This is a genomic window from Christiangramia sabulilitoris (genome assembly GCF_007050985.1).
Classification (GTDB): domain Bacteria; phylum Bacteroidota; class Bacteroidia; order Flavobacteriales; family Flavobacteriaceae; genus Christiangramia; species Christiangramia sabulilitoris.
Map to the genome: position 1 here is coordinate 364731 of NZ_VHSF01000003.1, position 26120 is coordinate 390850.

The 26120-nt window shown below is 40.5% G+C and carries 26 protein-coding genes; 11 read left to right on the forward strand and 15 right to left on the reverse strand.

Features of this window, described 5'->3' with window-relative positions:
• Nucleotides 1-41: 41 nt before the first annotated feature.
• The 4 genes from hemL to FGM01_RS11825 form a co-directional block, all read right to left on the reverse strand.
• Nucleotides 42-1331 carry a glutamate-1-semialdehyde 2,1-aminomutase gene (gene hemL / locus FGM01_RS11810; RefSeq protein ID WP_143411376.1) on the reverse strand — a complete coding sequence of 430 codons (1290 nt, stop codon included), beginning with the start codon at nucleotides 1329-1331 and terminating at the stop codon, nucleotides 42-44.
• Nucleotides 1332-1412: 81 nt separating this feature from the next.
• Nucleotides 1413-2225 carry a glucosaminidase domain-containing protein gene (locus FGM01_RS11815; protein ID WP_143411377.1) on the reverse strand — a complete coding sequence of 271 codons (813 nt, stop codon included), beginning with the start codon at nucleotides 2223-2225 and terminating at the stop codon, nucleotides 1413-1415.
• Nucleotide 2226: 1 nt separating this feature from the next.
• Nucleotides 2227-3156 carry a 1-aminocyclopropane-1-carboxylate deaminase/D-cysteine desulfhydrase gene (locus FGM01_RS11820; RefSeq protein WP_143411378.1) on the reverse strand — a complete coding sequence of 310 codons (930 nt, stop codon included), beginning with the start codon at nucleotides 3154-3156 and terminating at the stop codon, nucleotides 2227-2229.
• 95 nt (nucleotides 3157-3251) lie between these two features.
• A complete protein-coding gene (locus tag FGM01_RS11825) occupies nucleotides 3252-3578 on the reverse strand; it encodes a hypothetical protein (protein WP_143411379.1) in 327 nt (108 codons plus the stop codon).
• Between the two features lie 32 nt (nucleotides 3579-3610).
• On the opposite strand from FGM01_RS11825, the gene FGM01_RS14560 reads away from it, so the two are divergent.
• The 4 genes from FGM01_RS14560 to FGM01_RS11840 all read left to right on the forward strand — a co-directional run bounded on the left by FGM01_RS14560 (nucleotide 3611) and on the right by FGM01_RS11840 (nucleotide 8226).
• The gene (locus FGM01_RS14560; protein ID WP_166435224.1) at nucleotides 3611-3781 is read left to right on the forward strand and encodes a C1orf53 family protein; all 171 of its coding nucleotides are present in this window, start codon (nucleotides 3611-3613) and stop codon (nucleotides 3779-3781) included.
• Between the two features lie 6 nt (nucleotides 3782-3787).
• Nucleotides 3788-5776: a urocanate hydratase gene (locus FGM01_RS11830; protein ID WP_143411380.1), complete on the forward strand. Its 1989-nt coding sequence runs from the start codon at nucleotides 3788-3790 to the stop codon at nucleotides 5774-5776.
• A gap of 28 nt (nucleotides 5777-5804) precedes the next feature.
• Nucleotides 5805-6350, forward strand: coding sequence for a DUF4136 domain-containing protein (locus tag FGM01_RS11835; RefSeq protein ID WP_143411381.1), 546 nt, complete (start codon nucleotides 5805-5807; stop codon nucleotides 6348-6350).
• A 118-nt stretch (nucleotides 6351-6468) separates the two neighbouring features.
• On the forward strand, nucleotides 6469-8226 hold the full coding sequence (locus FGM01_RS11840) for an aromatic amino acid hydroxylase (protein WP_143411382.1): 1758 nt from the start codon (nucleotides 6469-6471) through the stop codon (nucleotides 8224-8226).
• On the opposite strand, the gene FGM01_RS11845 is transcribed toward FGM01_RS11840, so the two are convergent.
• From FGM01_RS11845 to alaS, 3 genes are all read right to left on the reverse strand, one after another.
• A complete protein-coding gene (locus FGM01_RS11845; RefSeq protein ID WP_143411383.1) occupies nucleotides 8223-8837 on the reverse strand; it encodes a DUF4230 domain-containing protein in 615 nt (204 codons plus the stop codon). The two genes, FGM01_RS11840 and FGM01_RS11845, sit on opposite strands and share 4 nt — an antisense overlap.
• Before the next feature lie 315 nt (nucleotides 8838-9152).
• Complete coding sequence (locus FGM01_RS11850; protein WP_143411384.1) at nucleotides 9153-10103, reverse strand: GSCFA domain-containing protein; 951 nt, start codon at nucleotides 10101-10103, stop codon at nucleotides 9153-9155.
• Between the two features lie 45 nt (nucleotides 10104-10148).
• Nucleotides 10149-12764, reverse strand: coding sequence for an alanine--tRNA ligase (gene alaS, locus FGM01_RS11855; RefSeq protein ID WP_143411385.1), 2616 nt, complete (start codon nucleotides 12762-12764; stop codon nucleotides 10149-10151).
• A gap of 131 nt (nucleotides 12765-12895) precedes the next feature.
• On the opposite strand from alaS, the gene FGM01_RS11860 reads away from it, so the two are divergent.
• The 5 genes from FGM01_RS11860 to FGM01_RS11880 are packed head-to-tail and all read left to right on the forward strand — an operon-like array spanning nucleotide 12896 to nucleotide 16043.
• Nucleotides 12896-13873, forward strand: a complete 978-nt coding sequence (locus FGM01_RS11860) for a M23 family metallopeptidase (RefSeq protein WP_143411386.1) — start codon at nucleotides 12896-12898, stop codon at nucleotides 13871-13873.
• Nucleotides 13873-14202: a MerR family transcriptional regulator gene (locus FGM01_RS11865; RefSeq protein ID WP_143411387.1), complete on the forward strand. Its 330-nt coding sequence runs from the start codon at nucleotides 13873-13875 to the stop codon at nucleotides 14200-14202. Before FGM01_RS11860 ends, FGM01_RS11865 begins: the two co-directional genes overlap by 1 nt.
• 1 nt (nucleotide 14203) lies before the next feature.
• Complete coding sequence (locus tag FGM01_RS11870) at nucleotides 14204-14800, forward strand: LemA family protein (protein ID WP_143411388.1); 597 nt, start codon at nucleotides 14204-14206, stop codon at nucleotides 14798-14800.
• Nucleotides 14801-14803: 3 nt separating this feature from the next.
• A complete protein-coding gene (locus FGM01_RS11875; protein ID WP_143411389.1) occupies nucleotides 14804-15247 on the forward strand; it encodes a TPM domain-containing protein in 444 nt (147 codons plus the stop codon).
• Entirely contained in the window at nucleotides 15207-16043 is an 837-nt protein-coding gene (locus tag FGM01_RS11880) for a TPM domain-containing protein (protein WP_143411740.1), read from the forward strand. Before FGM01_RS11875 ends, FGM01_RS11880 begins: the two co-directional genes overlap by 41 nt.
• Before the next feature lie 95 nt (nucleotides 16044-16138).
• Here FGM01_RS11880 and clpX read toward each other — a convergent pair whose 3' ends face one another.
• The 8 genes from clpX to FGM01_RS11920 all read right to left on the reverse strand — a co-directional run bounded on the left by clpX (nucleotide 16139) and on the right by FGM01_RS11920 (nucleotide 24459).
• Nucleotides 16139-17371, reverse strand: coding sequence for an ATP-dependent Clp protease ATP-binding subunit ClpX (gene clpX / locus FGM01_RS11885; RefSeq protein WP_143411390.1), 1233 nt, complete (start codon nucleotides 17369-17371; stop codon nucleotides 16139-16141).
• Nucleotides 17372-17413: 42 nt separating this feature from the next.
• Nucleotides 17414-18091, reverse strand: a complete 678-nt coding sequence (gene clpP / locus FGM01_RS11890; RefSeq protein ID WP_143411391.1) for an ATP-dependent Clp endopeptidase proteolytic subunit ClpP — start codon at nucleotides 18089-18091, stop codon at nucleotides 17414-17416.
• A gap of 111 nt (nucleotides 18092-18202) precedes the next feature.
• The gene (tig, locus tag FGM01_RS11895; RefSeq protein WP_143411392.1) at nucleotides 18203-19525 is read right to left on the reverse strand and encodes a trigger factor; all 1323 of its coding nucleotides are present in this window, start codon (nucleotides 19523-19525) and stop codon (nucleotides 18203-18205) included.
• A gap of 85 nt (nucleotides 19526-19610) precedes the next feature.
• A complete protein-coding gene (locus tag FGM01_RS11900; protein ID WP_143411393.1) occupies nucleotides 19611-19952 on the reverse strand; it encodes a phage holin family protein in 342 nt (113 codons plus the stop codon).
• 85 nt (nucleotides 19953-20037) lie between these two features.
• Nucleotides 20038-21603 (reverse strand): SGNH/GDSL hydrolase family protein, encoded by a 1566-nt coding sequence (locus FGM01_RS11905; protein WP_143411394.1) that lies wholly within the window; start codon nucleotides 21601-21603, stop codon nucleotides 20038-20040.
• A gap of 8 nt (nucleotides 21604-21611) precedes the next feature.
• A complete protein-coding gene (locus tag FGM01_RS11910; RefSeq protein ID WP_143411395.1) occupies nucleotides 21612-22862 on the reverse strand; it encodes an OmpP1/FadL family transporter in 1251 nt (416 codons plus the stop codon).
• 121 nt (nucleotides 22863-22983) lie between these two features.
• Nucleotides 22984-23745: an alpha/beta fold hydrolase gene (locus tag FGM01_RS11915; RefSeq protein ID WP_143411396.1), complete on the reverse strand. Its 762-nt coding sequence runs from the start codon at nucleotides 23743-23745 to the stop codon at nucleotides 22984-22986.
• Complete coding sequence (locus FGM01_RS11920) at nucleotides 23746-24459, reverse strand: pyridoxine 5'-phosphate synthase (protein WP_143411397.1); 714 nt, start codon at nucleotides 24457-24459, stop codon at nucleotides 23746-23748.
• Nucleotides 24460-24548: 89 nt separating this feature from the next.
• Between FGM01_RS11920 and FGM01_RS11925 the strand changes: the two genes are divergently transcribed.
• Both FGM01_RS11925 and FGM01_RS11930 read left to right on the forward strand, forming a co-directional pair.
• A complete protein-coding gene (locus tag FGM01_RS11925) occupies nucleotides 24549-25205 on the forward strand; it encodes a CBS domain-containing protein (protein ID WP_143411398.1) in 657 nt (218 codons plus the stop codon).
• A gap of 3 nt (nucleotides 25206-25208) precedes the next feature.
• Nucleotides 25209-26093 (forward strand): NAD kinase, encoded by an 885-nt coding sequence (locus FGM01_RS11930; protein WP_143411399.1) that lies wholly within the window; start codon nucleotides 25209-25211, stop codon nucleotides 26091-26093.
• Nucleotides 26094-26120 lie beyond the last annotated feature (27 nt).

Sequence of the window (26120 nt, forward strand, 5' to 3'; positions counted from 1 at the left end):
GACTTTAGTTTTCCGGATCCAATTTTATCAAACTTAAAGTCTTAGAATTCCTGGGTTACTTTATCTGTCGCTTCAATAGTCTTATCCAGATCTTCATAAGAGAGAGCATCACTAATAAACCAGGTTTCATAAGCACTTGGCGCAATATATATCCCATTTTCCAGCATTCCGTGGAAAAATTTATTGAAAATTCCAAGGTTCGCTGATCTGGCTGCGGAGTCAAAATCTCTTACCGGTTCTTTTCCAAAATGAACCGAGATCATCGATCCTTCCCGATTGATGGTAAAATCGATATTATTCTTCAACAGTACTTTTTCCATTCCTTTATGCAGGTATTCCGTTTTCTTATCGATACTTTTAAAGATCTCTCTTTTAGAATCCAGTTCAGTAAGCATAGCCAGACCTGCGGCCATAGCCAATGGATTCCCACTCAGGGTACCGGCCTGATATACCGGCCCGATTGGTGCAAGATAATCCATGATCTCATTTCGTGCGGCAAATGCACCTACAGGTAATCCTCCGCCTATCACTTTTCCGAAGCAAATAATATCTGCGTTAACTCCTGCCCTTTCCTGCACTCCGCCGGGCGCCAGTCTGAAACCGGTCATTACCTCGTCAAAAACCAATAAAATTCCTGTCTCATCACAGATCTCACGAAGTCCTTCTAAAAAACCTTCCGCCGGAGGGATACATCCCATATTTCCCGCAACAGGTTCTATAATGATACAGGCGATCTCATCTTTATTCGCCTCTACCAGTTCCTTTACATTTTCAAGATCGTTATACCTGGCAAGCAGGGTATCCTTAGCAGTTCCCTGGGTAACCCCTGGACTGTTTGGTGTGCCAAAAGTAACTGCTCCACTACCCGCCTGGATTAGAAAAGAGTCACTATGACCGTGATAACAACCGGCGAATTTGATGATCTTTTCCTTCCCGGTGAAACCGCGAGCCAAACGAACGGCACTCATACATGCCTCTGTCCCGGAATTCACCATTCTAATCTTATCGATATTCGGCACCATTTTCACCGCCAGTTCGGCGATCTTTGTTTCGATCTCTGTAGGAGTACCAAAGGATGTACCTTTTTTTGCCTTATTTATAATCGCATCCAGAACAGGCTTATGAGCATGACCCAGTATAAGAGGCCCCCACGAATTAATATAGTCTATGAGTTTATTTCCATCTTCATCATACAAATAGGCACCTTCAGCTCTTTCCACAAAAACAGGTTCTCCCCCAACCGCCTTAAAAGCTCTAACAGGAGAATTCACTCCGCCTGGAATTACCTTTTGTGCTTCTGTGAATAACTGGCTACTTCTCTTATAAATCATAAATCGTATTTTCAATGTTTCTTCTGAACTGCTCTCTGACTCAAATAATTTTGAAGGCGGAAAGCTTCCAAAAAGCAATGTTTATTTAACACTTAAGATCTGACCAATGGAGATCGTATTACCATTGAGTCCGTTCATTTTTTTTATCTCTTCTACCGGTGTATTATATTTTCTGGAAATAGAATATAAAGTATCTCCTTTTTGCACCACGTGCGTACCTGAACTCTCCCTGGATTTTTCCACGTAAGCAGGTGCCGGCCGCCGGGTTATTTCTGAATCATATTTGTACAGTTCATAGCGTTCAATAAGATCGATAAGTTTATCGGGATATCTGCGATCTGTGGCATAACCCGCTTCTCTCAAACCTTTCGCCCATCCTTTATAATCATCGGCATCCAGATCAAATAAAAACGCATACCTGCCCCTTCCCGATAAGAATAAGGAGTGATCTCTATAGGAATAGCGCGCATGTTTGTACTTTCTGAAACATTCTCCCCGTCGGTCATCGTCATGATAGACTTTCTGCCCGTTCCAGTCATGGCATTTGATGCCAAAATGGTTATTAGCTCTCCGGGTTAGATCCCCGTTACCAGCCCCAGATTCCAGAATACCCTGGGCCAGGGTAATGCTGGCAGGAATCTTATACAGGCTCATTTCTTCCTGTGCGATGGGCGCAAATTCCCTGATATAATCCTCAATCTTATAATGATAGGTTTTTGCCGGGATTTCTTCCTTTACATCATCCACGACCTCAGCCGGGGTTTGCCGGTTTTCTTCTCCCCTGTTATCTATGCTGATCTCCTCCTTTTTACGCGTAACTACTTTCTTTTTACTTCCGCAGGAGGCTGCAATAACTATAAGCAGCACGAATGATAAAATTCTGGTGATCTTCATATTAATAAACAATTTGAGGCAGTTTTTTTCTTTTTAAGATCTGGTTCATTCCTTCTATTCCCTGCAAGCCTCCGGTATGAATGGCCAGTATTTTAGAATTTTTTGGAAAATAGCCTGATTTTATGAGGTCAAAAATACCAAAAACTAACTTTCCGGTATAGATGGGATCGAGATAGATTTTATATTTTTTACTAAAATCATTTATAAAATCTATCAGCTTTGCATTTACTTTAGCGTAGCCTCCAAAATGATAATCTTTATTAAGTTCCCAGCGATTGTGATCTACCATTTCTGAAATATCTCTCCCCAGGTGATCTGAAATCAATGCTGAAAAGCCCAATACCTTCTGTTTCGTGGTGGCAGCTTTGATCAAACCTGCCACGGTACCTCCAGTTCCTGCTGAGGCACAAATAAAATCGAAAATTTCATCGGTATCCTGTAATATCTCAGAACATCCCCTGATGGCGAGTTCATTGGTACCACCTTCCGGCAAAAGATAAAAATTACCAAACTCTGCTTTCAATTTTTCAATAAATTCAGCCGATTTCTTTTCTCTGTATTTCTCCCGGCTTATGAATACAAATTTCATTCCACAGGATTCAGCATATCTCAGGGTAGGACTCCATTTCTCCTTGTTAGTTTCCAGTTCCTCACCCCGAATAATCCCAATCGTCTTAAACCGGAATAGTTGACCAGCCGCCGCTGTTGCCGCAATATGATTGGAATGAGCTCCACCGAAGGTAAGCAGTTGTGCAAAGGATTCCTGCCTGGCCTGGATAAGATTGTATTTAAGTTTCCGGAATTTATTTCCTGAAACTTCAGGATGCAGCAGATCCTCCCTTTTTATATACAGCTGTATTCCCTGATCGAATTCAGCAATAAATTGATTTGGTATTTTTTGGGAAACTGCCTTTTCAAAAAAATCCTGCATGCTGCAAAACTAATTCATCCTGATCAAATAGATCAACAATTAAGATTTGAAACCTCAGCGTTTTCAGCTTTACCTGCAAGGAAACGGACAAACATCTACAGAAATCTAATAAATGCCCAAAAAGACCTGTTGCCAAGGTATTGCAGGTCATTCTCCCTGCGGTAGGCCTCGCGTTCAAAACTTATATTCCTATAGGCTAACATAGAATCACGACAATACAGATAGCGAATAAAAAATTCAATCGCATACCACACATAAAAAAACAGCACCAGCATTTCCAGTTGCTGTCTTAAATGAATTTTTTCGTGGTTCAGGAAGAAATCGTCTTTCTTGAGCTTTTCATTTTCAAGAATTACAAAAGGCCACAAACTTATGCCTTTGAACCTGCCCGAAAGCAGTTTTTTGTTGACGATCAATATCATATATTCAAGATAAGAAATTGTATTTTAGCCCCATGAATTTTCAGAAAAAAAGAATCCCGTTAGAGGATGGAGACTACTACTTAACTCCGGAGGGCTACCGATGTTTTACTGAACAATATCATCTAAAAAGAGGCTACTGCTGTGAAAGTGGCTGCAGGCACTGTCCCTACGGTTACAATACAAAAACGAATTCTCAAGATTAATAACCCATGAATTTTAAGGATCAGATACTTGCCGGAATACCTGAAGAGCTACCGGCCGCAAAAACATACGATAAATCGCTTAATCATGCTCCAAGGAGGAAGGAGATTTTAGATGCAGACGAAAAGAAACTGGCTTTAGAAAATGCCTTAAGGTATTTTGACAAAAAACACCATAAGGCACTACTCCCGGAGTTCAGGGATGAGCTGGAAAAATATGGCAGGATCTACATGTACAGGTTTAAGCCGGACTATGAAATTTATGCCAGGCCTATAGATGATTACCCCGGTAATAGCCTGCAGGCGAAGGGGATCATGCTTATGATCCAGAACAACCTTGATCCCGAGGTAGCACAGCATCCGGAAGAATTAATTACATATGGTGGCAACGGCGCAGTATTTCAGAATTGGGCGCAATATCTGCTAACCATGCAATATCTGGCCAGAATGGATGAAAACCAAACGCTCGCCATGTATTCCGGTCACCCTATGGGTCTGTTTCCGTCGCATCCAAACGCACCAAGGGTGGTGGTTACAAATGGTATGATGATCCCCAATTATTCCAAACCAGATGACTGGGAAAAATTTAATGCTTTGGGCGTTTCCCAGTACGGTCAAATGACCGCAGGAAGCTATATGTATATTGGGCCGCAGGGAATTGTACATGGCACCACCATCACTGTGCTGAATGCCGGAAGAAAGATTTCAAAATCTGGGGAAGGCCTGGCCGGTAAAATATTTGTAACCTCCGGTCTGGGAGGAATGAGCGGCGCTCAGCCCAAGGCGGGAAATATTGCAGGATGCATAACAATATGTGCTGAAGTAAATCCCAAAGCTACCCAAACCAGGCATAAACAAGGCTGGGTAGATGAGATTATCGAGGACATTGTTGAACTTGCCAATAGGGTAAGAAAAGCCAAAGAAAATATGGAAGTGGTTTCCATAGCCTACCAGGGAAATGTGGTAGAAATATGGGAATACTTTGCAGATAATGATATTTATATCGACCTGGGAAGTGACCAGACCTCTCTCCATAACCCTTGGGCCGGTGGATATTACCCGGTAGATCTTGGATTTGAAGAAGCAAATGAGCTGATGGCTTCAGATCCCGAAAAATTCAGGGACCTGGTTCAGGAAAGTTTAAGGAGACAGGCGAATGCCATTAACAGGCATACAGCCCGGGGCACCTATTTCTTTGATTATGGAAATGCATTTTTACTGGAAGCTTCCCGTGCCGGCGCAGATATTATGAGCGAGGATGGCAAAGGCTTTAAATATCCCAGCTATGTTCAGGATATCATGGGGCCCATGTGTTTTGATTATGGTTTTGGACCTTTTCGATGGGTTTGTGCCTCAGGCAAGGATGAAGATCTGCAAAAAACAGATGAGATCGCGACTAAGGTATTACAAGACTTAAAAAAGAATTCACCAGCAGAGATCCAACAGCAAATGCAGGATAATATTCAATGGATCAAGGGAGCTCAGCAAAATAAACTGGTAGTAGGCTCCAGGGCCAGAATTCTGTATGCAGATGCTGAAGGAAGAATAGCTATTGCTAAAGCCTTTAACGACGCCATTGGTCGCGGTGAAATAGGCCCGGTCGTACTGGGACGCGATCATCATGATGTCTCCGGAACAGATTCCCCTTACCGTGAAACCTCAAATATCTACGATGGTTCCAGGTTTACTGCAGACATGGCGATACAAAATGTTATTGGGGATAGTTTTCGCGGCGCTACCTGGGTAAGCATTCATAATGGCGGCGGAGTAGGTTGGGGAGAGGTTATAAACGGAGGCTTCGGCATGATTCTTGAAGGTGATAAATCATCAGAAGACCGCTTGAAATCTATGTTATTCTGGGATGTTAATAACGGTATTGCCCGTAGATCCTGGGCCAGGAATGAGGAAGCTATATTTGCGATAAACCGCGCCATGGATTTGAATCCACAACTAAAAGTGACCGTTCCAAATCTCGTAGACCCCGATCTTTTGGATTAACAAACTATATAATTTAAAAATCTAACCTATGAAATTTCTAAGATTTACTCCTTTACTGCTCGTACTCGCAGTATTTCTAACCTCCTGCAGCAGTGTGAGAGTGGCATCAGATTATGATCGCGAAGCAGATTTCAATGAATATGGAACCTATGCTTTCTTTAAGCCGGGTATAGATAAAGCTGAAATTTCTGATCTTGATAAAAAACGAATTTTACGTGCTATTGAGACAGAAATGGGAAAAAAAGGTTTTACTAAATCTGAAAATCCCGACCTCCTGGTAAGCATATTTACCAAGACTAATGAGAATATTAATATCTATAATAACAACGTTTATCCATTCTGGGGCTACGGCTGGGGATGGAATCCCTGGTACTGGGGCAGCGGTTTTAATACTGTGAGCAGTACCAGTGAAGGAACTTTATATATAGACCTTATAGATTCTGAGGACAAAGAACTGGTATGGCAGGGAATGGGAACTGCGGCTCTTGCCCGCGAAGTGAATAAAAAACAGGAACGTATCAATGAGATCGTCGCCAAGATAATGGAAAAATACCCGCCGGGATTTGAAAAATAAATCAATAGAAAAGGCCCCTTTTAAAGGGGCTTTTTTATGCCATGTCGTTAAAGGATAAACTTCCCTTTTTCTGGCAAATTTTGTACTTTTAACGCAAACGTTCTAGTAAGACCTAATCATGTTAGACAATATACAATCCAATGAGATCCTGGACAGGTTACCTGCCCATCTTCAACAATATATAAAGCCACAGAATTATGACGAATACACCCCTGTAAATCAGGCCGTATGGCGATATGTGATGAGAAAGAATGTAGACTACCTTAGCCGGGTAGCTCATGATTCTTACCTTGATGGATTGAAAAAAACCGGGATTTCTATAGATAGTATTCCAAATATGTATGGCATGAACCGCATCCTGGAAGAAATTGGCTGGGCAGCGGTCGCCGTAGATGGGTTTATACCGCCGGCAGCTTTTATGGAATTCCAGGCTTATAATGTTTTAGTGATCGCCAGCGATATAAGGCAACTGGAACATATCGAATACACCCCTGCTCCAGATATTATTCATGAAGGTGCCGGCCACGCACCAATTATTGCCAATCCAGAATATGCTGAATATCTCAGACGTTTTGGCGAGATTGGATGCAAGGCGATTTCAAGTTCTCATGATTACGAGGTTTATGAAGCTATCAGGGAACTTTCTATTCTCAAGGAGGCTGAGGATACCCCGAAGGAGAAGATAGAAGAAGTTGAAAAAAGGGTTGAAGAACTTCAGAACGCTGAGGTTAAACCCAGTGAAATGTCTCAAATTAGAAACTTACACTGGTGGACCGTTGAATATGGTCTCATCGGTACTCCAGAAAACCCAAAAATTTATGGCGCAGGTTTACTTTCTTCTATTGGAGAGAGTAAATCCTGTATGACAGATGCGGTAGAAAAGCTCCCGTATACCCTTGAAGCTTCCAGGAAAGAATTCGATATCACGAAACCACAACCACAATTATATGTCACACCAGATTTTGCCCATCTCAGCCTGGTACTGGAAGAATTTGCCAATAAGATGGCGCTGAGAAAAGGAGGCCTGGAAGGTGTTCGAAAACTGATTGATTCAAAAAATTTAGGGACTATTGAATTTAGTACCGGAATTCAGGTATCAGGGAATTTTTCCAGGGTAATCGAACACGAAGGAAAACCGGTATATGTTCAAACCGAGGGTAAAACGGCTCTTTCCTATCGTGAAAAAGAATTAGTTGGGCACGGAGTTTCGAATCATCCTGAAGGTTTTGGTTCTCCGGTAGGTAGCCTCAAGGGTATAAATCTTTCTATTGAGGATATGAGCCCAAGGGATCTTAGAGCATATGATATTTATGAAGGCGAGAACATAAGCCTTGAATTTGAAGGCGGAGTAAAGGTTGAAGGAGAGATCATAACAGGAACCAGGAACCTGCAGGGAAAGATCATAATTATAAGTTTCAAAAATTGTACGGTCACCTACAATGATGAGGTTCTTTTCCAGCCAGAATGGGGCAAATATGATATGGCGGTAGGTAAAAATATAATTTCAGCCTTTGCCGGTCCGGCAGATCATTCCTCATTCGATCTTATCACCCATAAACCTTCAACCACTACTATTAAAAGCAAAAAGACTCCAGAGCGGGAAGAACTGGAATCATTATATAAAGCAGTACGTAATATCAGAAACGGTGAGAATACTAAGTTTTCTCTGCAGGCGGCTTTTGATATAGTAAGAAAACACCATCCAAAAGACTGGCTGCTAAGTGTAGAAATTTATGAACTGGCTGTAGAAGACGATCCAAAGCTCGCAGAAGAGGTTAAAGAATATCTTCAACAATTGAAGGAGGAACGGCTGGAAGTGGCACACCTCATATCTGATGGGATAGAAATGACAGATTCAAAAATGGCCACCCCCTAGAGCTTCAGTTTCTCTAATTTATCGGCCTTATTAATGGTTTGGTTCTGGTATTCCAGAGTCCAGCCCATACTACTGGTTAAAATGTAAATTTTTTGCAGCTCGCTAACTAACCTGTTCTTCGCGTTAGACTTTAAACTTGATTTATCAATCTTTTTCCTGAGGCCTTTTTCGATCCTTTCCCGGATCTTATTATAATCCTCAGCTTCAAATTTGTTGAGATAGTCCTGGGTAACATCGTAATATTTAATATTGGGATTGATGGTTATCTCCTCCTTGGGAATACTTTTTATAATCACACGCCTGGCCTCTTCGTCGATTTCGATATCTAACTTACTTAAATCATAAGCTACGGCTACCTCAGCGTTAACCACGATCAAAGCCTTTTTTCTCGCTGAAAGTATATCAAAATAAAAGCTTTTCGAATTCTTATAGGTATAGACCTGGGAAAACGTGCCTTCAGTCACCACCAGTTTACCTACATTCCTTATTTGCTCTTTTATTAGCGCGGTATTTTCTTCCAGACTCTCCTTTTGAGCATTCTTCTGGTCCCAGTACATAAATCCCAGAATAACCACAGCAACCATAAGAATAGACAATATTATATTCTTCATATGCGTTTGTTAGAGAAGTGAAATTAGGAAAAAAAAGGAAGAGAGAACGATTCAGAAACTCCAGTAAGAGTTAAATAAAACCTATAAAAAACTAAAGGACGGCCCCACCCGTCCTTTAGTATATTCTAAAATCTACCCCAACAAATTTTAGAAAACAAATTTTCCATAAATAATTGATTATTAAGAACTAAATCCCGATAAACAACATCTTTTTATTTCAAATCTGCTTTGTAAAAATACGAATATTTTAATACGATTTACACATTTTTCACTTGCATTGTATTAAAATTTTAAGAATCGCAGCAATAGTAAGGCCTAAGAAAAGGTTATTTCAGGGTGTTTTTTCTGAATTTCCTCGATTTTTGATTTTATTTTTGTAAGAAATTTCTTATGATCTGAAGAGTTTTCTTCTCGGGGAGTGTGAGCCAGAGCCTTCTGAATTTTATCTATTTCTGAATTTAGTCGCAGGGAATTATCTGACAACCAGCTAACTGAAAATAAATTCCATATATAATCTACAGCAACTTTGCTCGGGTGAAGCATATCTTCCTTGTAAAACCTGTAATCCCGAAGTTCATCCATCATGATCTCGTAGGAAGGAAAATAAAAGGATGAATTTGATGTGTCAATAAACTGATGTAAGGCTGAAATAAGATTTGCCTTGCTATGCTGGTTTTCAATAAAACCATCTTTAAGGTGCCTCACCGGAGAGATCGTGAAGATTATTTTAGCTTCTTTATTTATCTGTGAAACAGCATGATCTATTACCTCAAGATCATTGATGATCTCGTTCACAGAAGAAAGCTCTTTTATAAATTTACTCTGTGGGATCTTATGACAATTGGCCGCTATGGTCGCTTTTCCTTCATAAACATAACCCCAGGCTGTACCAAGACTAATGACAATATGGGAAGCGTTTTCAATAAAATCACGACTGCCCTCAATAGCCAGATTGAGATCCTTAAGACAATCTGCTTTTGTTGGCCTTCGCATATCTGAATGCGCTTCGAAAGACTGCCAGCCACCATTGAACTCGATAAGATCTTTTTCCTGAAATGCTTCCTTATTGGAAAGTCTCTGAAAAAATTTGCGAATTGGAGATGGATGAAAAATGATACCTGTTGGATTCTGAAGATTTTTGAATTTAAAACGATCCAGTTTACTACCAATATTTTCTACAAAACAGGACCCTATCAAAAATATGCCTGAGCCATGCTCAATTTTTGAAATTCCTTCTGTTACCGGTACCCTTGTTCTGAAATTCATATTCTTAAATTAAAAAATCCCGGTGAGATACCGGGATTTTTTTAGTTATTTTATAAAACTTTCAGCCTTTTGCAGTGCTTCATTGAGCCCTTCGGGCTTCTTACCACCGGCCGTAGCGAAGAACGGCTGGCCACCGCCTCCACCCTGAATATATTTACCAAGTTCCCGCACGATCGTACCGGCATTAAGATCCTTTTCACTTACAAGTTCTTTCGAAATATAGCAGGATAATAATGCTTTTCCATTCTGCTCTGTACCGAATAATAAGAACAAATTCTCTATTTCTTCACTTAACTGAAAAGCGAGGTCTTTAATTCCGGCGGCATCCAGGTCTACTTTTTTAGCCAGAAAATTCACTCCATTGACGGGTTTAACCTCCTGTTTCAGTTCAGATTTTAAATTTTTTGCTTTATCCTTCAGCAGGCTTTCTACCTGCTTTTTCAAGATATTATTCTCTTCCTGTAAATTATTGATAGCTTTTACGGGATCTTTTGCGTTTTTTAGTCCGCTTTTGATCTCCTCAAGAATATCGGTTTGCTTTTCAAAGTATTTCATGGCCGCTTCACCGGTGATGGCTTCAATTCGTCTTATTCCCGAAGCTACTGCAGATTCTCCCGTTATCTTAAAATACCAGATATCTGCCGTATTTTGAACGTGTGTACCTCCACAAAGTTCCATGGAATCCCCAAAGCGAATCGCCCTTACAGAATCTCCATATTTTTCCCCGAACAAAGCAATTGCACCCTGATCTATGGCTTCATGATAACTTGTATTCCTCTGCTCATCAAGGCTAATCTGCTCGCGAATCCTGGCATTTACAAATTTTTCAACTTTCTCCAGTTCTTCTGCACTTACTTTACTAAAATGAGAAAAATCAAATCTCAAATAACCGCTTTGCACCATGGATCCCTTCTGCTCCACATGAGTTCCAAGAATACTTCTTAAGGCCTGGTGAAGTAAGTGGGTAGCGGTATGATTAGATGCAGTATTCGATCGCTCCGTACTATTTACAATAGCTTTAAAATCGGCATCTGTATTCTCCGGTAATTTTTTAGTAAAATGTACGATCAGGTTATTCTCCTTTTTAGTGTCTAAAACTTCTACAACCTCCCCTTCAGAAGACATAATAATTCCTTTATCGCCAACCTGTCCACCTCCTTCAGGATAAAAGGGAGTTCTATTAAGTACGACCTGGTACATCTCTCCTTTTTTCTTCGATTCTACTTTTCGGTACTTAGCGATCTTAACCTCGGTTTCCAGTTCATCATAACCTACAAACGCGTTTTCCTGCACTTCTGCCAGTTCTACCCAGTCACCAGCACTAACGGCCGTAGCTTCCCGGGAACGGTCTTTCTGCTTTTTCAATTCAGCTTCAAAACCTTTTTCATCCAGCTCATAGCCGTTTTCCCTTAGGATCAAAGCCGTAAGGTCTATCGGGAAACCAAAAGTATCGTAAAGTTCGAATGCTTTTTCTCCTGATATGGTTTTATCATTTGAACTTTTCATAAGGTCCTCCAGTAATACCAGACCCTGGTCCAGAGTTCTCAGGAAAGAAGCCTCTTCTTCACGAATCACATTCTCCATCAGAGACTGCTGGGTCTTTAATTCTGGAAAGGCCCCGCCCATCTGTGCGCTTAACACAGGTACAAGTTTATAAATAAATGGTTCCTTAGTATTTAAAAAAGTAAACCCATACCTGATAGCTCTTCTCAGGATCCTTCTAATCACGTACCCGGCACCGGTATTGCTCGGCAACTGCCCGTCTGCGATAGAAAATGCAACCGCTCTTACATGATCTGCAATTACCCGCATGGCAATATCAATTTCTTCATTATTTCCGTAAGTGCGGGAGGTAATGTTTTCAATTTCACCTAATAAAGGGGTGAAAACATCGGTATCATAATTAGACTGGGTATTCTGTAAGACCATACACAGACGCTCAAAGCCCATACCCGTATCAATATGCTTTGCCGGGAGTTCCTCGAGATCACCATTGGCTTTACGATTATACTGCATAAAGACAAGGTTCCAAATCTCCACCACCTGTGGATGATCCATATTTACAAGATCCCTTCCCGGAATTTTAGCTTTCTCTTCTTCAGATCTAATGTCAATATGAATTTCTGAACAAGGCCCACATGGTCCCTGATCTCCCATTTCCCAGAAGTTGTCTTTTTTATTTCCGTAGATGATCCTCTCTTCCGGAACTATCTTTTTCCATAAATCAAGAGCTTCGGTATCTAACCCAAGATTATCCCTGTCTTCACTACCTTCAAAAACCGAAACGTACAGGTTCTCTGGTGCAATTTTAAAGACATCTGTCAAAAGTTCCCAGGCCCAGTTAATGGCCTCTTCTTTGAAATAATCACCAAAACTCCAGTTACCCAACATCTCGAACATGGTATGGTGATAGGTATCATGGCCTACCTCCTCCAGATCATTGTGTTTTCCACTCACTCTCAGACATTTTTGAGTATCGGTCACCCGGTTATTTTTAGGTACAGAATTACCCAGAAAATACTCCTTGAACTGGTTCATTCCAGCATTGGTAAACATCAGCGTAGGGTCATCCTTGATAACCATAGGCGCAGATTGCACAATGTTATGTGATTTAGATTTAAAAAATTCTAGAAACTGTTTGCGGATATCCTGTGACTTCATTCAGTTATTTTCTTGCAAAATTCATTAAATTATGAAGACGGCAAAACAATTCATATATTTGTTCGTTAACCGTATTAAATTATACAGTTTTCAAGCCGTTTCTGGTGGCAAAAATAGCACAAATTTAACTCATGTCGAAGGTTAAATATTATTACGATAGCGAGACCCTTTCATATAAAAAGATCGAGCAGAAAAAAGGCAGGCGGTTAGGGATCGCCCTGCTAAGTATTACCGGTTCTTTTCTGGCCGGTTTTATTCTTCTCATTATCTATCTGAATATTCCCCAGATCGAAACTCCGAAAGAAAAAGCATTAAAGAGGGAGCTTCAGAACATGAAGCTTCAATATGGTCTGCTTAATAAAAAAATGGATCAGATCCAGGATGTCATGGCCAATATAGAGGACCGTGACAACAACATCTATCGCCTGTATTTCGAAGCAAATCCAATTCCTGAAGAACAAAGAAAAGCCGGATTTGGAGGTATTAACCGTTATAAAGACCTTGAAGGATTTGACAATAGTAAATTAATCACTGAGACCACAAAGAGATTGGATATTCTAACCAAGCGACTGGTGGTCCAGTCAAAATCCCTCGATGAGATCGCAGAGCTGGCCCGGGAGAAAGGTGAATTACTTTCTGCTATTCCGGCCATACAGCCGGTGAATAATGAAGATCTAAGCAGGATAGCTTCCGGATATGGTGTAAGAACAGATCCCTTCACTAAAGCTCGAAAATTCCATTACGGGATGGATTTCACCGCTCCCAGAGGAACTCCTGTATATGCCACCGGTGACGGGCGTGTAGCCAGAGCAGACAGCAGATCTACCGGATATGGAAACCATATAAGAATAGATCATGGTTATGGCTATACCAGCCTGTATGCCCACCTTTATAAATATAATGTAAGAAGAGGCCGGAGAGTTAAACGTGGTGATGTGATAGGTTTCGTTGGAAATACGGGGAGATCTGAAGCGCCACATTTACATTACGAGATATTTAAGGATGGCAAAAGGATCAATCCTATTAATTTCTATTATGGAAATCTTTCTCCGGAAGAATTTGGAGAAGTTCTGGATAAAGCCCAACGTGAAAATCAATCGCTTGATTAATGCACATAAACCTTCCTGAAAAACGCTATTACAGTATTGGCGAAGTCGCCGAAGCCTTTAAAGTAAACACCTCCCTGATAAGGTTCTGGGAAAAGGAATTTGACGCTATCAAACCCAAGAAAAACGCCAAAGGCAACAGGAAGTTTACTCCAGAAGATATTAAGAACTTAAGTCTTATCTACCATCTGGTTAAAGAACGTGGTTTTACGCTTGAAGGAGCCAAGACCCATTTAAAAGAAGAAAAACACAAAACGCTGAGTAACTTTGAAATAATAAGGAAACTTGAAAGCGTCAAATCTGAACTAATCAACCTTAAAAATCAATTGTAATATGAAAAAGTGGCTTATCCCCTTAATAATTATCGTTATTGGAGTTATCGTGATCTGGAGATTCACTGCAGGATTCAATAACACCGCAGTAACCAAGGAAGAGAACGCTAAACTAGCCTGGTCCAATGTAGAAAGTTCTTACCAGAGAAGAAATGACCTTATTGGTAACCTGGTAAAAACAGTAGAAGGTGCAGCAGATTTTGAACGAGGTACTTTAAAGGAGGTGATCGAAGCCAGGGCTAAAGCAACTTCTGTAAATGTAGATGCTGAAAATTTAAGTGCAGCCCAGATTCAGCAATTTCAGGAGGCACAACAGGGAGTTACCTCGGCATTATCCAGGTTACTGGTTACTGTAGAAAGATATCCTGAATTAAAGGCGAACCAGAACTTTCTGCAGCTTCAATCACAGCTGGAAGGAACCGAAAACCGGATCAATGTGGCACGAGACAGATACAATGAAGCGGTTACAGATTACAATACTTATATAAGAGTATTTCCAAATAATATGTTTGCTGGACTTTTCGGTTTTGAGCGAATGGAGCGTTTCCAGGCAGATGCAGGAGCAGAAAATGCACCAGATGTAGAATTCGATTTTTAAAGAATGAGCGTACAAAGCGAGGCTTTTTTAAGTAAGAGAGAAGAAGAGGAAATTGTTGAGGCCATAAGAATAGCTGAAAGCAAGACCAGTGGCGAGATCAGGGTACACCTGGAACCCAGCACAGGTAAACAGGATATTTTTGAGAGAGCCATGGAAGTTTTCCATGCGCTTAAAATGGATAATACCAAGGAGGCAAATGGCGTCCTCATCTATGTTGCTGTAGAAGACAGGAATTTTGTCATTTACGGAGACAAGGGAATAAATGATGTGGTAGCAGATGATTTCTGGGAAAGCACCAAAGATCTTATCGTATCCCATTTCAAGGAAGGGCGTTTTAAAGACGGCCTTGTGGAAGGAGTATTAAAGGCAGGAGAGCAATTAAAGAAACATTTCCCCTGGGATGAAGATGACACCAACGAATTATCTGATCAAATTTCAAAAGGATAAGCTTATCAAACGATTTATATTCTTACTTGTACTTCTATCGGGATTCAGCGTCCTGGCACAGCGGGATGTCCCGCCACGACCAACTGAACAGACCAGTGTATATGATGAGGCAGACATGCTTTCATCTTCAGATGAAAAAAGGCTGGAAGAAAAGCTGATTAATTATGCTGATACTACTTCTACCCAAATAGTAGTGATAACCATCCAGTCATTGGAAGGTGAGTATGAAGGCACCTATGCTGCACATTGGGCCCACGAATGGGAAATTGGCCAAAGCGATAAAGATAATGGCCTTCTTGTCCTGGTAGCTCAAAAAGAACGCAAGATCTGGATTACCACGGGATATGGCCTCGAAGAATACCTTACCGATGCCAGGACCAAAGAGATCATAGAACTAATCATTTTACCAGAATTCAGGAACGGAGATATTTACGCCGGGCTGGACAAAGGCACCTCGGCCATATTTGAAGTTCTTAACGGTACGTTTACGGGAGTTCGCAGCCCTGGCAATACCGGTGGAGGTGGAATATCTATGAAGACCATCATTTTCTTTTTTATCTTCTTTGTCATCCTCGTATCCATTTTCAATAAGAAAGGTGGAGGTAGAAACGGTGGAAGAAGAACCGGAAAAAGCGTTCTCTGGGATGCGATCATTCTAAGCTCCCTGGGGCGCGGAAGTTTTGGTGGAGGCGGTTTTGGAGGCGGTAGCTCTGGAGGCGGATTTGGTGGCGGTGGCTTTGGTGGAGGCTTCGGCGGCGGTGGTTTTGGCGGTGGTGGTGCCGGCGGAAGCTGGTAAACTGAAGTTAAAATCAGAAGTTAGAAAAATTCACATATAAAAAAAGCTCTCAGAATTGAGAGCTTTTTTTATCTTATCACTATAATGATCTATCTTTAAGACACCGCTTTAAGCTTACTAATCGTAGATTTATTCAACTTATCTTCAGCATATTCACGGGTTACCGTAAATTCACCTTCCTCACTTTCCGGAAGTTCGAACATTGCATCGGTCAGGATGGCCTCACACAAAGAACGCAGTCCACGGGCTCCCAGTTTATATTCCACCGCTTTATCTACAATATAATGCAAAGCATCATCGGTGATATCAAATTCGATATCATCCATCTCGAATAACTTCTTATATTGTTTAATAATAGCATTCTTAGGCTCGGTTAAAATAGCCCTTAGTGTTTTTCTATCCAGTGGATTCATGAATGTTAGCGCAGGTAAACGACCAATAATCTCCGGGATTAGTCCAAATTCTTTCAGATCCTTCGGAATAATATATTTCAATAAATTAGTTCGCTCAATAGTGTCTTCACTTTTGGAAGCACTAAAGCCAACCGCCTGCATATTTAATCTTTTACTAATAATCCTTTCAATTCCGTCAAAAGCACCACCGGCAATAAAGAGGATATTTTCTGTATTCACCTCAATGAATTTCTGGTCTGGATGTTTACGACCACCTTTTGGCGGGACATTAACTGTAGTTCCTTCCAGTAATTTTAATAATGCCTGCTGAACTCCTTCTCCAGAAACATCACGAGTTATAGAAGGGTTATCACTCTTACGGGCGATCTTGTCTATCTCGTCGATAAAAACGATCCCGCGCTGCGCTTTTTCAGTATTATAATCGGCGGCCTGAAGTAAACGCGTTAGAATTCCTTCCACATCTTCACCAACATAACCTGCCTCAGTTAAAACTGTAGCATCCACAATTGCAAGAGGCACATTCAGCATTTTAGCAATAGTACGCGCCATAAGGGTTTTACCGGTACCGGTCTCCCCTACCATGATGATATTACTTTTCTGGATCTCGACATCATCTTCACTTTGAGGTTGTAACAACCTTTTATAATGATTGTAGACAGCCACAGACATCACTTTTTTAGTCTCTTCCTGCCCGATGATATATTCATCCAAAAACGTTTTTATCGATTTTGGTTTGCTCAACATTAAATCTGAAGAAAGCTCCTTAGCTTCTCCCTGCTTGGATTCTTCTACAACGATCCCATGAGCCTGCTCGATACATCTATCACAAATATGTGCATCCAGACCTGCAATTAGCAGATTGGTTTCTGGTTTTTTTCTACCACAAAAGGAACATTCTAAATCTTCTTTCGCCATTGTTTAAATTTTCGGTAATTACTGCAGTACAGTATTTACAATTTATCCTTCTCTTTTTAATACTTCGTCGATCATACCATACTCCTTGGCCTTCTCAGCCTTCATCCAGTAGTCACGGTCACTGTCTTCATGTACTTTTTCGTAAGTCTGACCGGAATGCTTGGCAATGATCTTATATAGTTCTTCTTTAAGGGTAATGATCTCTCTGGCGGTGATCTCAATATCACTTGCCTGTCCTTGAGCTCCACCCATTGGTTGATGGATCATTACACGACAGTGCGGTAACCCGCTACGTTTACCTGCCTCACCGGCACATAAAAGTACAGCTCCCATAGAAGCGGCCATTCCTGTGCAAATAGTTGCCACATCTGGCTTAATGAACTGCATGGTATCATAAATGCCCAGACCGGCATAAACACTCCCTCCAGGAGAATTTATATAGATCTGAATATCTTTAGAAGCATCTGTACTTTCCAGGAACAACAACTGAGCTTGTACTATGTTCGCCACCTGCTCATTGATACCCGTTCCCAGAAAAATGATCCTGTCCATCATCAAACGTGAGAAAACGTCCATAGCCACGGCATTCATCTGGCGCTCTTCAATAATATTCGGGGTCATGCCCACCGGCATCATACTGCTTACAATTTTATCGTAATAATTGCTGTTAATGTTATGATCTGAGACAGCATATTTTTGAAATTCTTTTCCGTAATCCATCAATTTTTCTGTTGTTTTTCTAATCTTAATTAAAATTCCGGTTAAAACCAAAAAAGGCGTCACTCAAATGGAGTAGACGCCTTAAAGATAGGTAATATATCGTAAAAAGGCTTACTTATAAATAGCTTTCACAAATTCCTCGTAAGTCACTTCCTTTTCATCAAACTTCATTTTCTCCTTATAGAATTCAAGAAGTTTTTCGTTCATTAATTGTTCAGAAAGTCTCTTAACCTCATCCTGATTAGATAAGATCCTGGCCGCGATATCATCAAGTTCCTTTTCTGAAGGATCCATCTGACCAAATTGTGCCATTTGCTGCTTGATCTTCTCTGTAGTAAAAGATTTAAGATCGTTGAAATCTACATTCAGGTTGTTGTCATTTACCACTTTACCTTCGATCAACTGGTAACGAAGGCCTTTTTCACTTTTTTCGTATTCTTCTGCAGCTTCCTCTTCTGTTAGTGGTTTTTCACCTACAGTCTGTATCCACTTCTGAAGAAATTCTTTAGGAAGTTCGAAGTTGGTAGCTTCGATAAGAGCTTCAGTAATATCATTCATCAACTGCTGATCACTCTGCTGCTCGAATTGTTTGGCTGCATCTTCCTTGATCTTTTCTTTAAGCTCAGTAACAGAAGTTACTTTATCCTTACCGAATAGTTTGTCGAATAATTCCTGGTCAAGATCTGCAAGCTCTCTTTCGTTGATTTCAGAAATTGTAAATTCAACCTCGATATCAAGATCGTGAGCTTTATCATGTTCCACTTTTAAGTGGTTCACCAAGGCATGATCATCTTCAAACAGACCTTTTGTCTTTAAAGTGATCGTATCCCCTACCTTGGCTCCAACGAATTTATTAAGGTTTTTCTTTCCTTTAATATTTGCAAGCTCGATAGTAGAATCATTCTCGATCCCTTCTTCTTCATTCTTAAAAGTACCGGCAACAGTGTCTCCTTCTTCAACCACTTCTTTGGTTTTAAGCTTTCCATATTGCTTCTGGATACTTTCTATCTGATCGTTTACCATTTTCTCATCGGCAACGATGTTATATTTAGTTACAGGTTTTTCAAGATCAAGATTCACTTCAAATTCTGGAGCAAGCCCTAATTCAAATTCGAAGCTGTAATTATCCTTTTCCCAGTCAAAATTTTCCTGTTCTTTTGGCAGAGGGTTTCCTAGTACGTCCAGTTTCTCTTCGGTAAGGTAATTGTTAAGGCTGTCCTGAAGCAATTTGTTCACCTCATCAACCAACACAGCCTGGCCGTATTGTTTCTTAACCATCCCCATAGGTACATGACCTTTTCTGAAACCGGGAATATTGGCATTCTTTCGGTAATCTTTTAATATCTTCTCTACTTTACCGGCATAATCTTCTTTTGCGATATCAACTTTAACTACCGCATTTAATTCATCAATATTCTCTCTGGTAATATTCATTTTGATCTGTTATAAAAATTGGAGTGCAAAATTACGTTTTTTCTTAAAGTCTACAAAGTTTCAATTTGTTGAAATTCAGTTAAATCTAATCTGATTTCAGAATTGAAAATAACAAAGATTGCACCAGAGACAGTAACAAACTAAAAATTATGGCGATAAACCATCCATCCACGTCGAAACCACTCACAAAACCATCTGCCATAAAAATGATGATCGCATTGATGACCAGTAGGAATAATCCTAAGGTTAGAATGGTAACCGGCAGGGTCAATAGAACCAATAGAGGTTTAACAATAAAATTTAACAGAGCCAGAACCAGGGCGACGATGATCGCGGTCCAGTAACTATCCACACTCACTCCCGGTAAAACTTTGGCAAGTATTACCACCGCAAGCGCCGTTAGTAATAATCGAAGTATAAAGTTCATAATTTAAAGGTTGTTTATGAGGTAAAGTTGCAAAAAAAAGGCCGGGAAAATCCCGGCCTAATTAAATTTTATGGCAATTTTAATATTACTGAACGTCCTGACTTAAAGTTACCGTTCCATAAGCACCAACATCTGCCTTAGGCACGTTGGAACCGTATGTGGCATTGATCTCAGCAATGATTTCATTAGCCACTACTGCATAACCACGAGGCGTAAGGTGTATCCCATCTAATGAGAAAGCACCACCCGTAACAAAATCTGAAGTGATCACTCCTCCATCGAAGGCGATACCACCGTTATTTAAACGACCAAGTACTTCATCAATTTCAACCAAACCTAAGTTAAGCGAACCAGCGGTTGCTGCAATTGCATCATTGAAAAGACCGGTAGCCTGCTTGATATTCAGTATTTCTTCTGAATCCAGGGCATCTTTATCATCAATACCACTAACTGCACCAAAAAGAATACCTACCTGCTCTTGAGTTGGAGAACCTCCACCTTGAAGAACGGCGATAACCTCTCCTACTTCCTGGGTAAATTCAACAGATCCATAACCGGCTGCCAGTGCACCCTGATCTATAGTAAGAAGAAGTAATTCTTCCTGTGTCATCTGGCGGAATCCAAGAGGATTAGTCTGAGAAGCCGGTACATCGATAAGGAACCTGTTTGGACCTTCATTGAAAGTGATAGCATATTGAGAAGCAATGGCTACAGCCTGCTCCTGAGGAACTCCCTGCTGCATTAACACCTGAGTAAATACACCGGCTACTGCCTGGAAATAAGCTGTAAGCTGACCTGCAGTTGCGGCGTCAATTACTAAAGCATTGTTAGGTACAGTAGTAAAGAATGGTGCTAAAGTTACATCTGGAATAGTTAACAACACTCCATCTGCAGTTTGAGCAAGTGCTCCGGCCAGTTGACCGTATAATCCGGCAAAAGCTGTAGGATCTGTAATATCATTCATTCCATATTCTGCAAAATTAGGATTCCCTAGCTGAAATGTCCCTGTACCACCAGAAGTAGCATATCCAAGAACGTCGTTGTTCCCTATCCAAAGGGTGAAAAATGTAGGATCCTGGGCAAGTGCATCATCTAAAATTGTAGAATTCGCTGCGCTGGCGAATCTTACAAAAAATGGATTAGCCAATCCTGCAGAAACTCCTGCTACATTTCCATAACCAGGTGCCACAAGGTGATAAGATTTTGCACCAGGTACACCCATATTATTAAAAGGACCTGAAAGTACATTAGTAATATCTGTAGTTGGAGTAGCCCCCCTGTATCTTGCAGGGAACGGTCCATTTGCACCTACGGCAAGAACCAATCTTGTATCGAAACCAGGAATCTGGGTTCCGCCGGCGAGCAGACCACCAAAATTATCATTCATTAATGGCTGGGTAAAACCATCTGTTTCCTGCACAGCTGCAAACTTGTCTGCAAGAATGTTAGGATATGAATTTTGCTGACCTGTGATATACAAACTCCCGTCTGCATAACCAGCAGTTAAAGAGTTCCCCAGGGCAACATAATTAGAAAAATCTGCCGACCCGTTGGTGTAAAGTTCACCATCTTCGATCGAGTTTTCCAATTCAGGCTCACAGGAAACTACACCCAGAGCTAATATTGCTAAATATTTAAAATAATTCTTCATCGTACTTATTATATTTTTATAGTTACACCAAGACCAGGAGTGAAAGCACTGGATTTATAAGTTCCCTCGAATGGAACATTCTGACCATTTTCCTGATAGAAATTATAAGATTCATCTATCTCTTTAAAGCGGCTGTACAGGAAAGCTGCATCGATAGCAACTCTGTCTGATACATTTACCGTAAGTCCACCCGTGAAGTTATTAGAATCGTTTCTTGGCGTTTCTGGCGCAAAGTATCCAGACTGTACCGGAGATTCATCAAAATAGTATCCCGCTCTCAAAGTGAAAGTTTCGTTGGCAGTATATTGCAGACCAAATCTATAGATAGAAGAATCTTCGTATTGTCTTGGGTTATTAGAATCAGGAATATTTGGATTTGCGAAATCTACATCTAAAGATTCGTAAACATCCCAGAAAGTTCTGTTGTAATCGAAAGCGAACAACCATTTCTCATTTAACTGGTAAGAAGCACCAATGGTAAGTTCAGCCGGAAGAGGCAAGGTTGCATCGAAAGTAGTATTCTCAAATGGTGTTAAAGGTGAATTTGGAATGTTATTAAAATTAGCATCACCATCTTCAGCTTTAACAAGAATCTCAGATCTATAGTTAACCCCGATGGTTAAACTATCCATTGGTTTCCACATTGCCCCTGCAGACCATCCCCACGCACTAACGCCCGAAGCATCTACGGTTACATTAGACCTGTTACCATCAAGATCTGTAAGAGTTCTGTTAAGGTTTCTGTTGAAATTTACAGAACCGCTTACGTAAATAGGTCCACCACCAACAGCAAGATTATCTGTAATTTTATAAGAAGCTAACGCCTGCACATAAATAGCCGCCAGTTCAATATCGTTTACCAAATGTGATCCTGCCCAGTCCTTTTCCCACTCCACACTACTTCCATAAGGAGTATAAGCTGCAAGACCAACACTAAATTTATCACTTAGTTTATAAGAAAAATAAGCATAGAACGGAGTTCCTACCGGACTATCTGTTCTGGCCATCTCTCCAAATTCATCATTTTGCCATACCACGTCTGAGAATACAGCACTAACTCCCACAGCGGCATTGATCTTGTTCTCAAGGAACACCAGTCCACCCGGGTTAAAGAAAGCTAATTCTGCATTGTTCACCACTGCAACCCCAGTGTGCCCCATAGCAAGTCCTCGTTGTCCCTGTAAACTCACCCTGTAACCACCGGCATAGGTTATTGCCGTGGCCATCAATACCAGGCCAAGTAATAATAGTCTTTTCATAATTTAATTAGGATTATATTTAAAATGTCTTAAAAAGCTAGCGTCAAAAATAGCATAAAATAGATATTACGCAACATTTCATCGAAATTTATTATGCATACATAATAAATTTAGAAAGATTTTAAACAAATCGGGAAACTACCTGATAAAATGCCTCCATATTTTCAGCGTGCACCCAATGCCCGGCATCCTTAACAGTTTCAATTGTTGCTACAGGAAAGTGCTCCTTGATGAGATTTTTGTCCTGTGAAGTAATATAGTCTGAATTTGCCCCCTTGATAAAGAGTGTAGGACCTGTATAAGTCATCCCTGGGAGTAAGGCTTCTCCTATATTATTGATATTGTTTTTTAAAGCTTCAAGATTTAATTTAAGGGCCAGCTGTTCTTTTGTTTTCCAGTAAAGATTTTTTAGCAAAAACAGACGTACGCCTGTTTCAGGAATATATTCTGACAGAAAATCCTCTGCATCACCTCTGGAAGTCAGTTTTGCTTCATCCAGGGCGGTAAGTCCATCCAGTATCTGTTGATGGTGAGGCGCATAATACCTGGGAGCGATATCCACCACAAGTAATTTTTCAACGAGGTTCTCATTTTCACAAGCGGCCTGCATCGCAGTTTTACCACCCATAGAGTGCCCCATTAAAATTATATTATCCAGGCCTTTTTCATCACAGTATTCCTTTAGGTCCTTAGCCATTAAAGCGTATGAAAAATCATCACTATGCGGACTTTTACCATGATTTCGCTGATCTATTAAATGAACCTGAAAACCATCCTTAGCGAATTGCTTCCCCAAAGTCTTCCAGTTATCGCTCATTCCAAGAAATCCATGCAGGATGAGAAAGGGTTTACCCTCGCCCAGTATCGTAGAGTGTAATTTCATTTATTTTAATAGCTTTAAATATTCCTGAATTGTTTTCTCCAGCCCCATATACAGAGCTTCAGATATCAAGGCGTGACCAATAGAAACCTCAGCTAAATGAGGCACCTCAGTATTAAAAAATTTTAAATTCTGAAGAGATAGGTCATGGCCGGCATTGACGCCTAAACCTAATTTATGAGCCAGACCGGCACATTCGGCATAAGGTTTTACGGCGTTCTTATCTCCCCGTGCATATCCCACAGCAAAACTTTCAGTATACAATTCGATCCTGTCCGTCCCTGTTTCGGCAGCACCTTCGATCATCTTTTTCTCGGGGTCTACGAAAATTGAAGTTCTTATGCCATGATATTTAAATTCTGCGATCACCTCCTTAAGATACTCTTTATGCTTTATAGTATCCCAGCCAGCATTAGAGGTAATTGCGTCTTCAGCATCTGGCACCAGGGTTACCTGAGCAGGAGCCGCTTCAAGAACAAGATCTATAAACTGCTGTATTGGCTTCCCTTCAATATTAAACTCTGTGGTTAGTACCGGCTTAAGATCATGAACATCTGCATAACGTATGTGCCTTTCATCTGGCCTAGGATGCACGGTGATACCTTCAGCGCCATAAGATTCTATATTTTTAGCTGCTTCCACTAAATTTGGAACATCACCTCCACGGGCATTTCTAAGGGTGGCGATTTTATTAATATTCACACTCAGTTTTGTCATTTTTGCTTCATTTTATTAACAAAAATACAAAGTGCTGCCTGCTTCAATGAATTTTATTTTGATTAATTTGCAGAAAAGGAAATGAAAAAATGAGTTTGCAGGAACACATATTGAATGACGTAAAGATTTTAAGCCTGTCAGATAAAATTGACGAGGTCCAGGAACTTTTTAATCAGCTTACCTATACGCATTTGCCGGTGGAAGATGGCGGCGTTTATGTTGGCTGCATAGCAGAGAATGACATAAGGTGCTTTGAAAATGAAAAATCCATTGATGAGTACAGATATTCACTGGAAGGATTTTTTGTACGTGAAAGCAATTACTGGTTAGACAGCCTGGAGGCCTTCGCGCAAAATAATTCTAACATCCTGCCGGTTCTCGATGATAACAATAATTACCTGGGATATGTAGAGTTAAATGAAATGATCTCTTTATTTAAAGAAACTCCATTTTTACACGAACCCGGCAATATACTTATTATAGAAAAAGCTTTTAAAGACTATACCTTTGGGGAGGTATGCCAGATCGTGGAATCCAATAACGCTCACCTGTTAGGTGCTTTCGTTTCTAAAATGGAGGATGATATGGCAGAAATCACCCTGAAAATCACCCCCTCGGGAATGAATGAGATCATCCAGGCCTTCAGGCGTTATGGGTATCTTATTATTTCTGAACATCAAGAGGACACCTTCAACAAAAACCTTAAGGACAGGTCCAAATATCTTGACAAATACCTGAACATTTAATTTATGAAAATAGGCATATACGGACAGTTTTATCATGCCAATGCTGCCCAATATATAGGACAGCTACTCGATATCCTGGACAAAAAGAATATCGAAGTCTTAATAGAAGAAAATTTCCTCAAACTTATACATAGCAATAACAGTATAGAGAAAGACTACGATCACTTCAGCGCATTTGATGAACTGGATAATTCTTATGATATGTTCTTCTGTATTGGCGGGGATGGAACTATATTAAAATCCATTAATTATATTCGTAACCTGGATATTCCTATTGTAGGTATAAACACAGGCAGACTGGGCTTTCTTGCTACTATTCAAAAAGAACAAATTGAGAGCACCCTGGAAGAGATTCTGGAAAAGAAGTTTAGTCTTTCTCCCAGGTCTGTTCTGCAAATCGAAACCAATCCCAAAAGTTTTGATCCCGTGTTTTCACATATTGCCTTAAATGAAATAGCCGTAAGCCGAAAAAATACTACCTCCATGATCACGGTAGACACCTGGCTGGATGACCAGTACCTTACCTCTTACTGGGCAGACGGGCTTATTATTTCAACACCCACCGGTTCTACAGGTTACTCCCTTAGTTGCGGCGGTCCCGTGATTACCCCTGATGTAGACTCCCTGGTGATCACTCCTATTGCACCACATAATTTAAATGCCCGGCCATTAATTATTAAAGATCACACCAGGATCAAGCTGAAAGTTTCAGGAAGGGAAGACACGCACCTGGTTTCTATGGATTCCAGGATCGCTACCTTAGAAAACGACACAGAAATAATTATTACCAAAGCACCCTACACCATCAATTTTGTGGAACTGCGGGAAGATAGTTTCTTAAACACCCTTCGGAAAAAATTACTTTGGGGGGAAGACCGGCGCAATTAAGCAATAAAAAGATTCAAAAACTGTTTA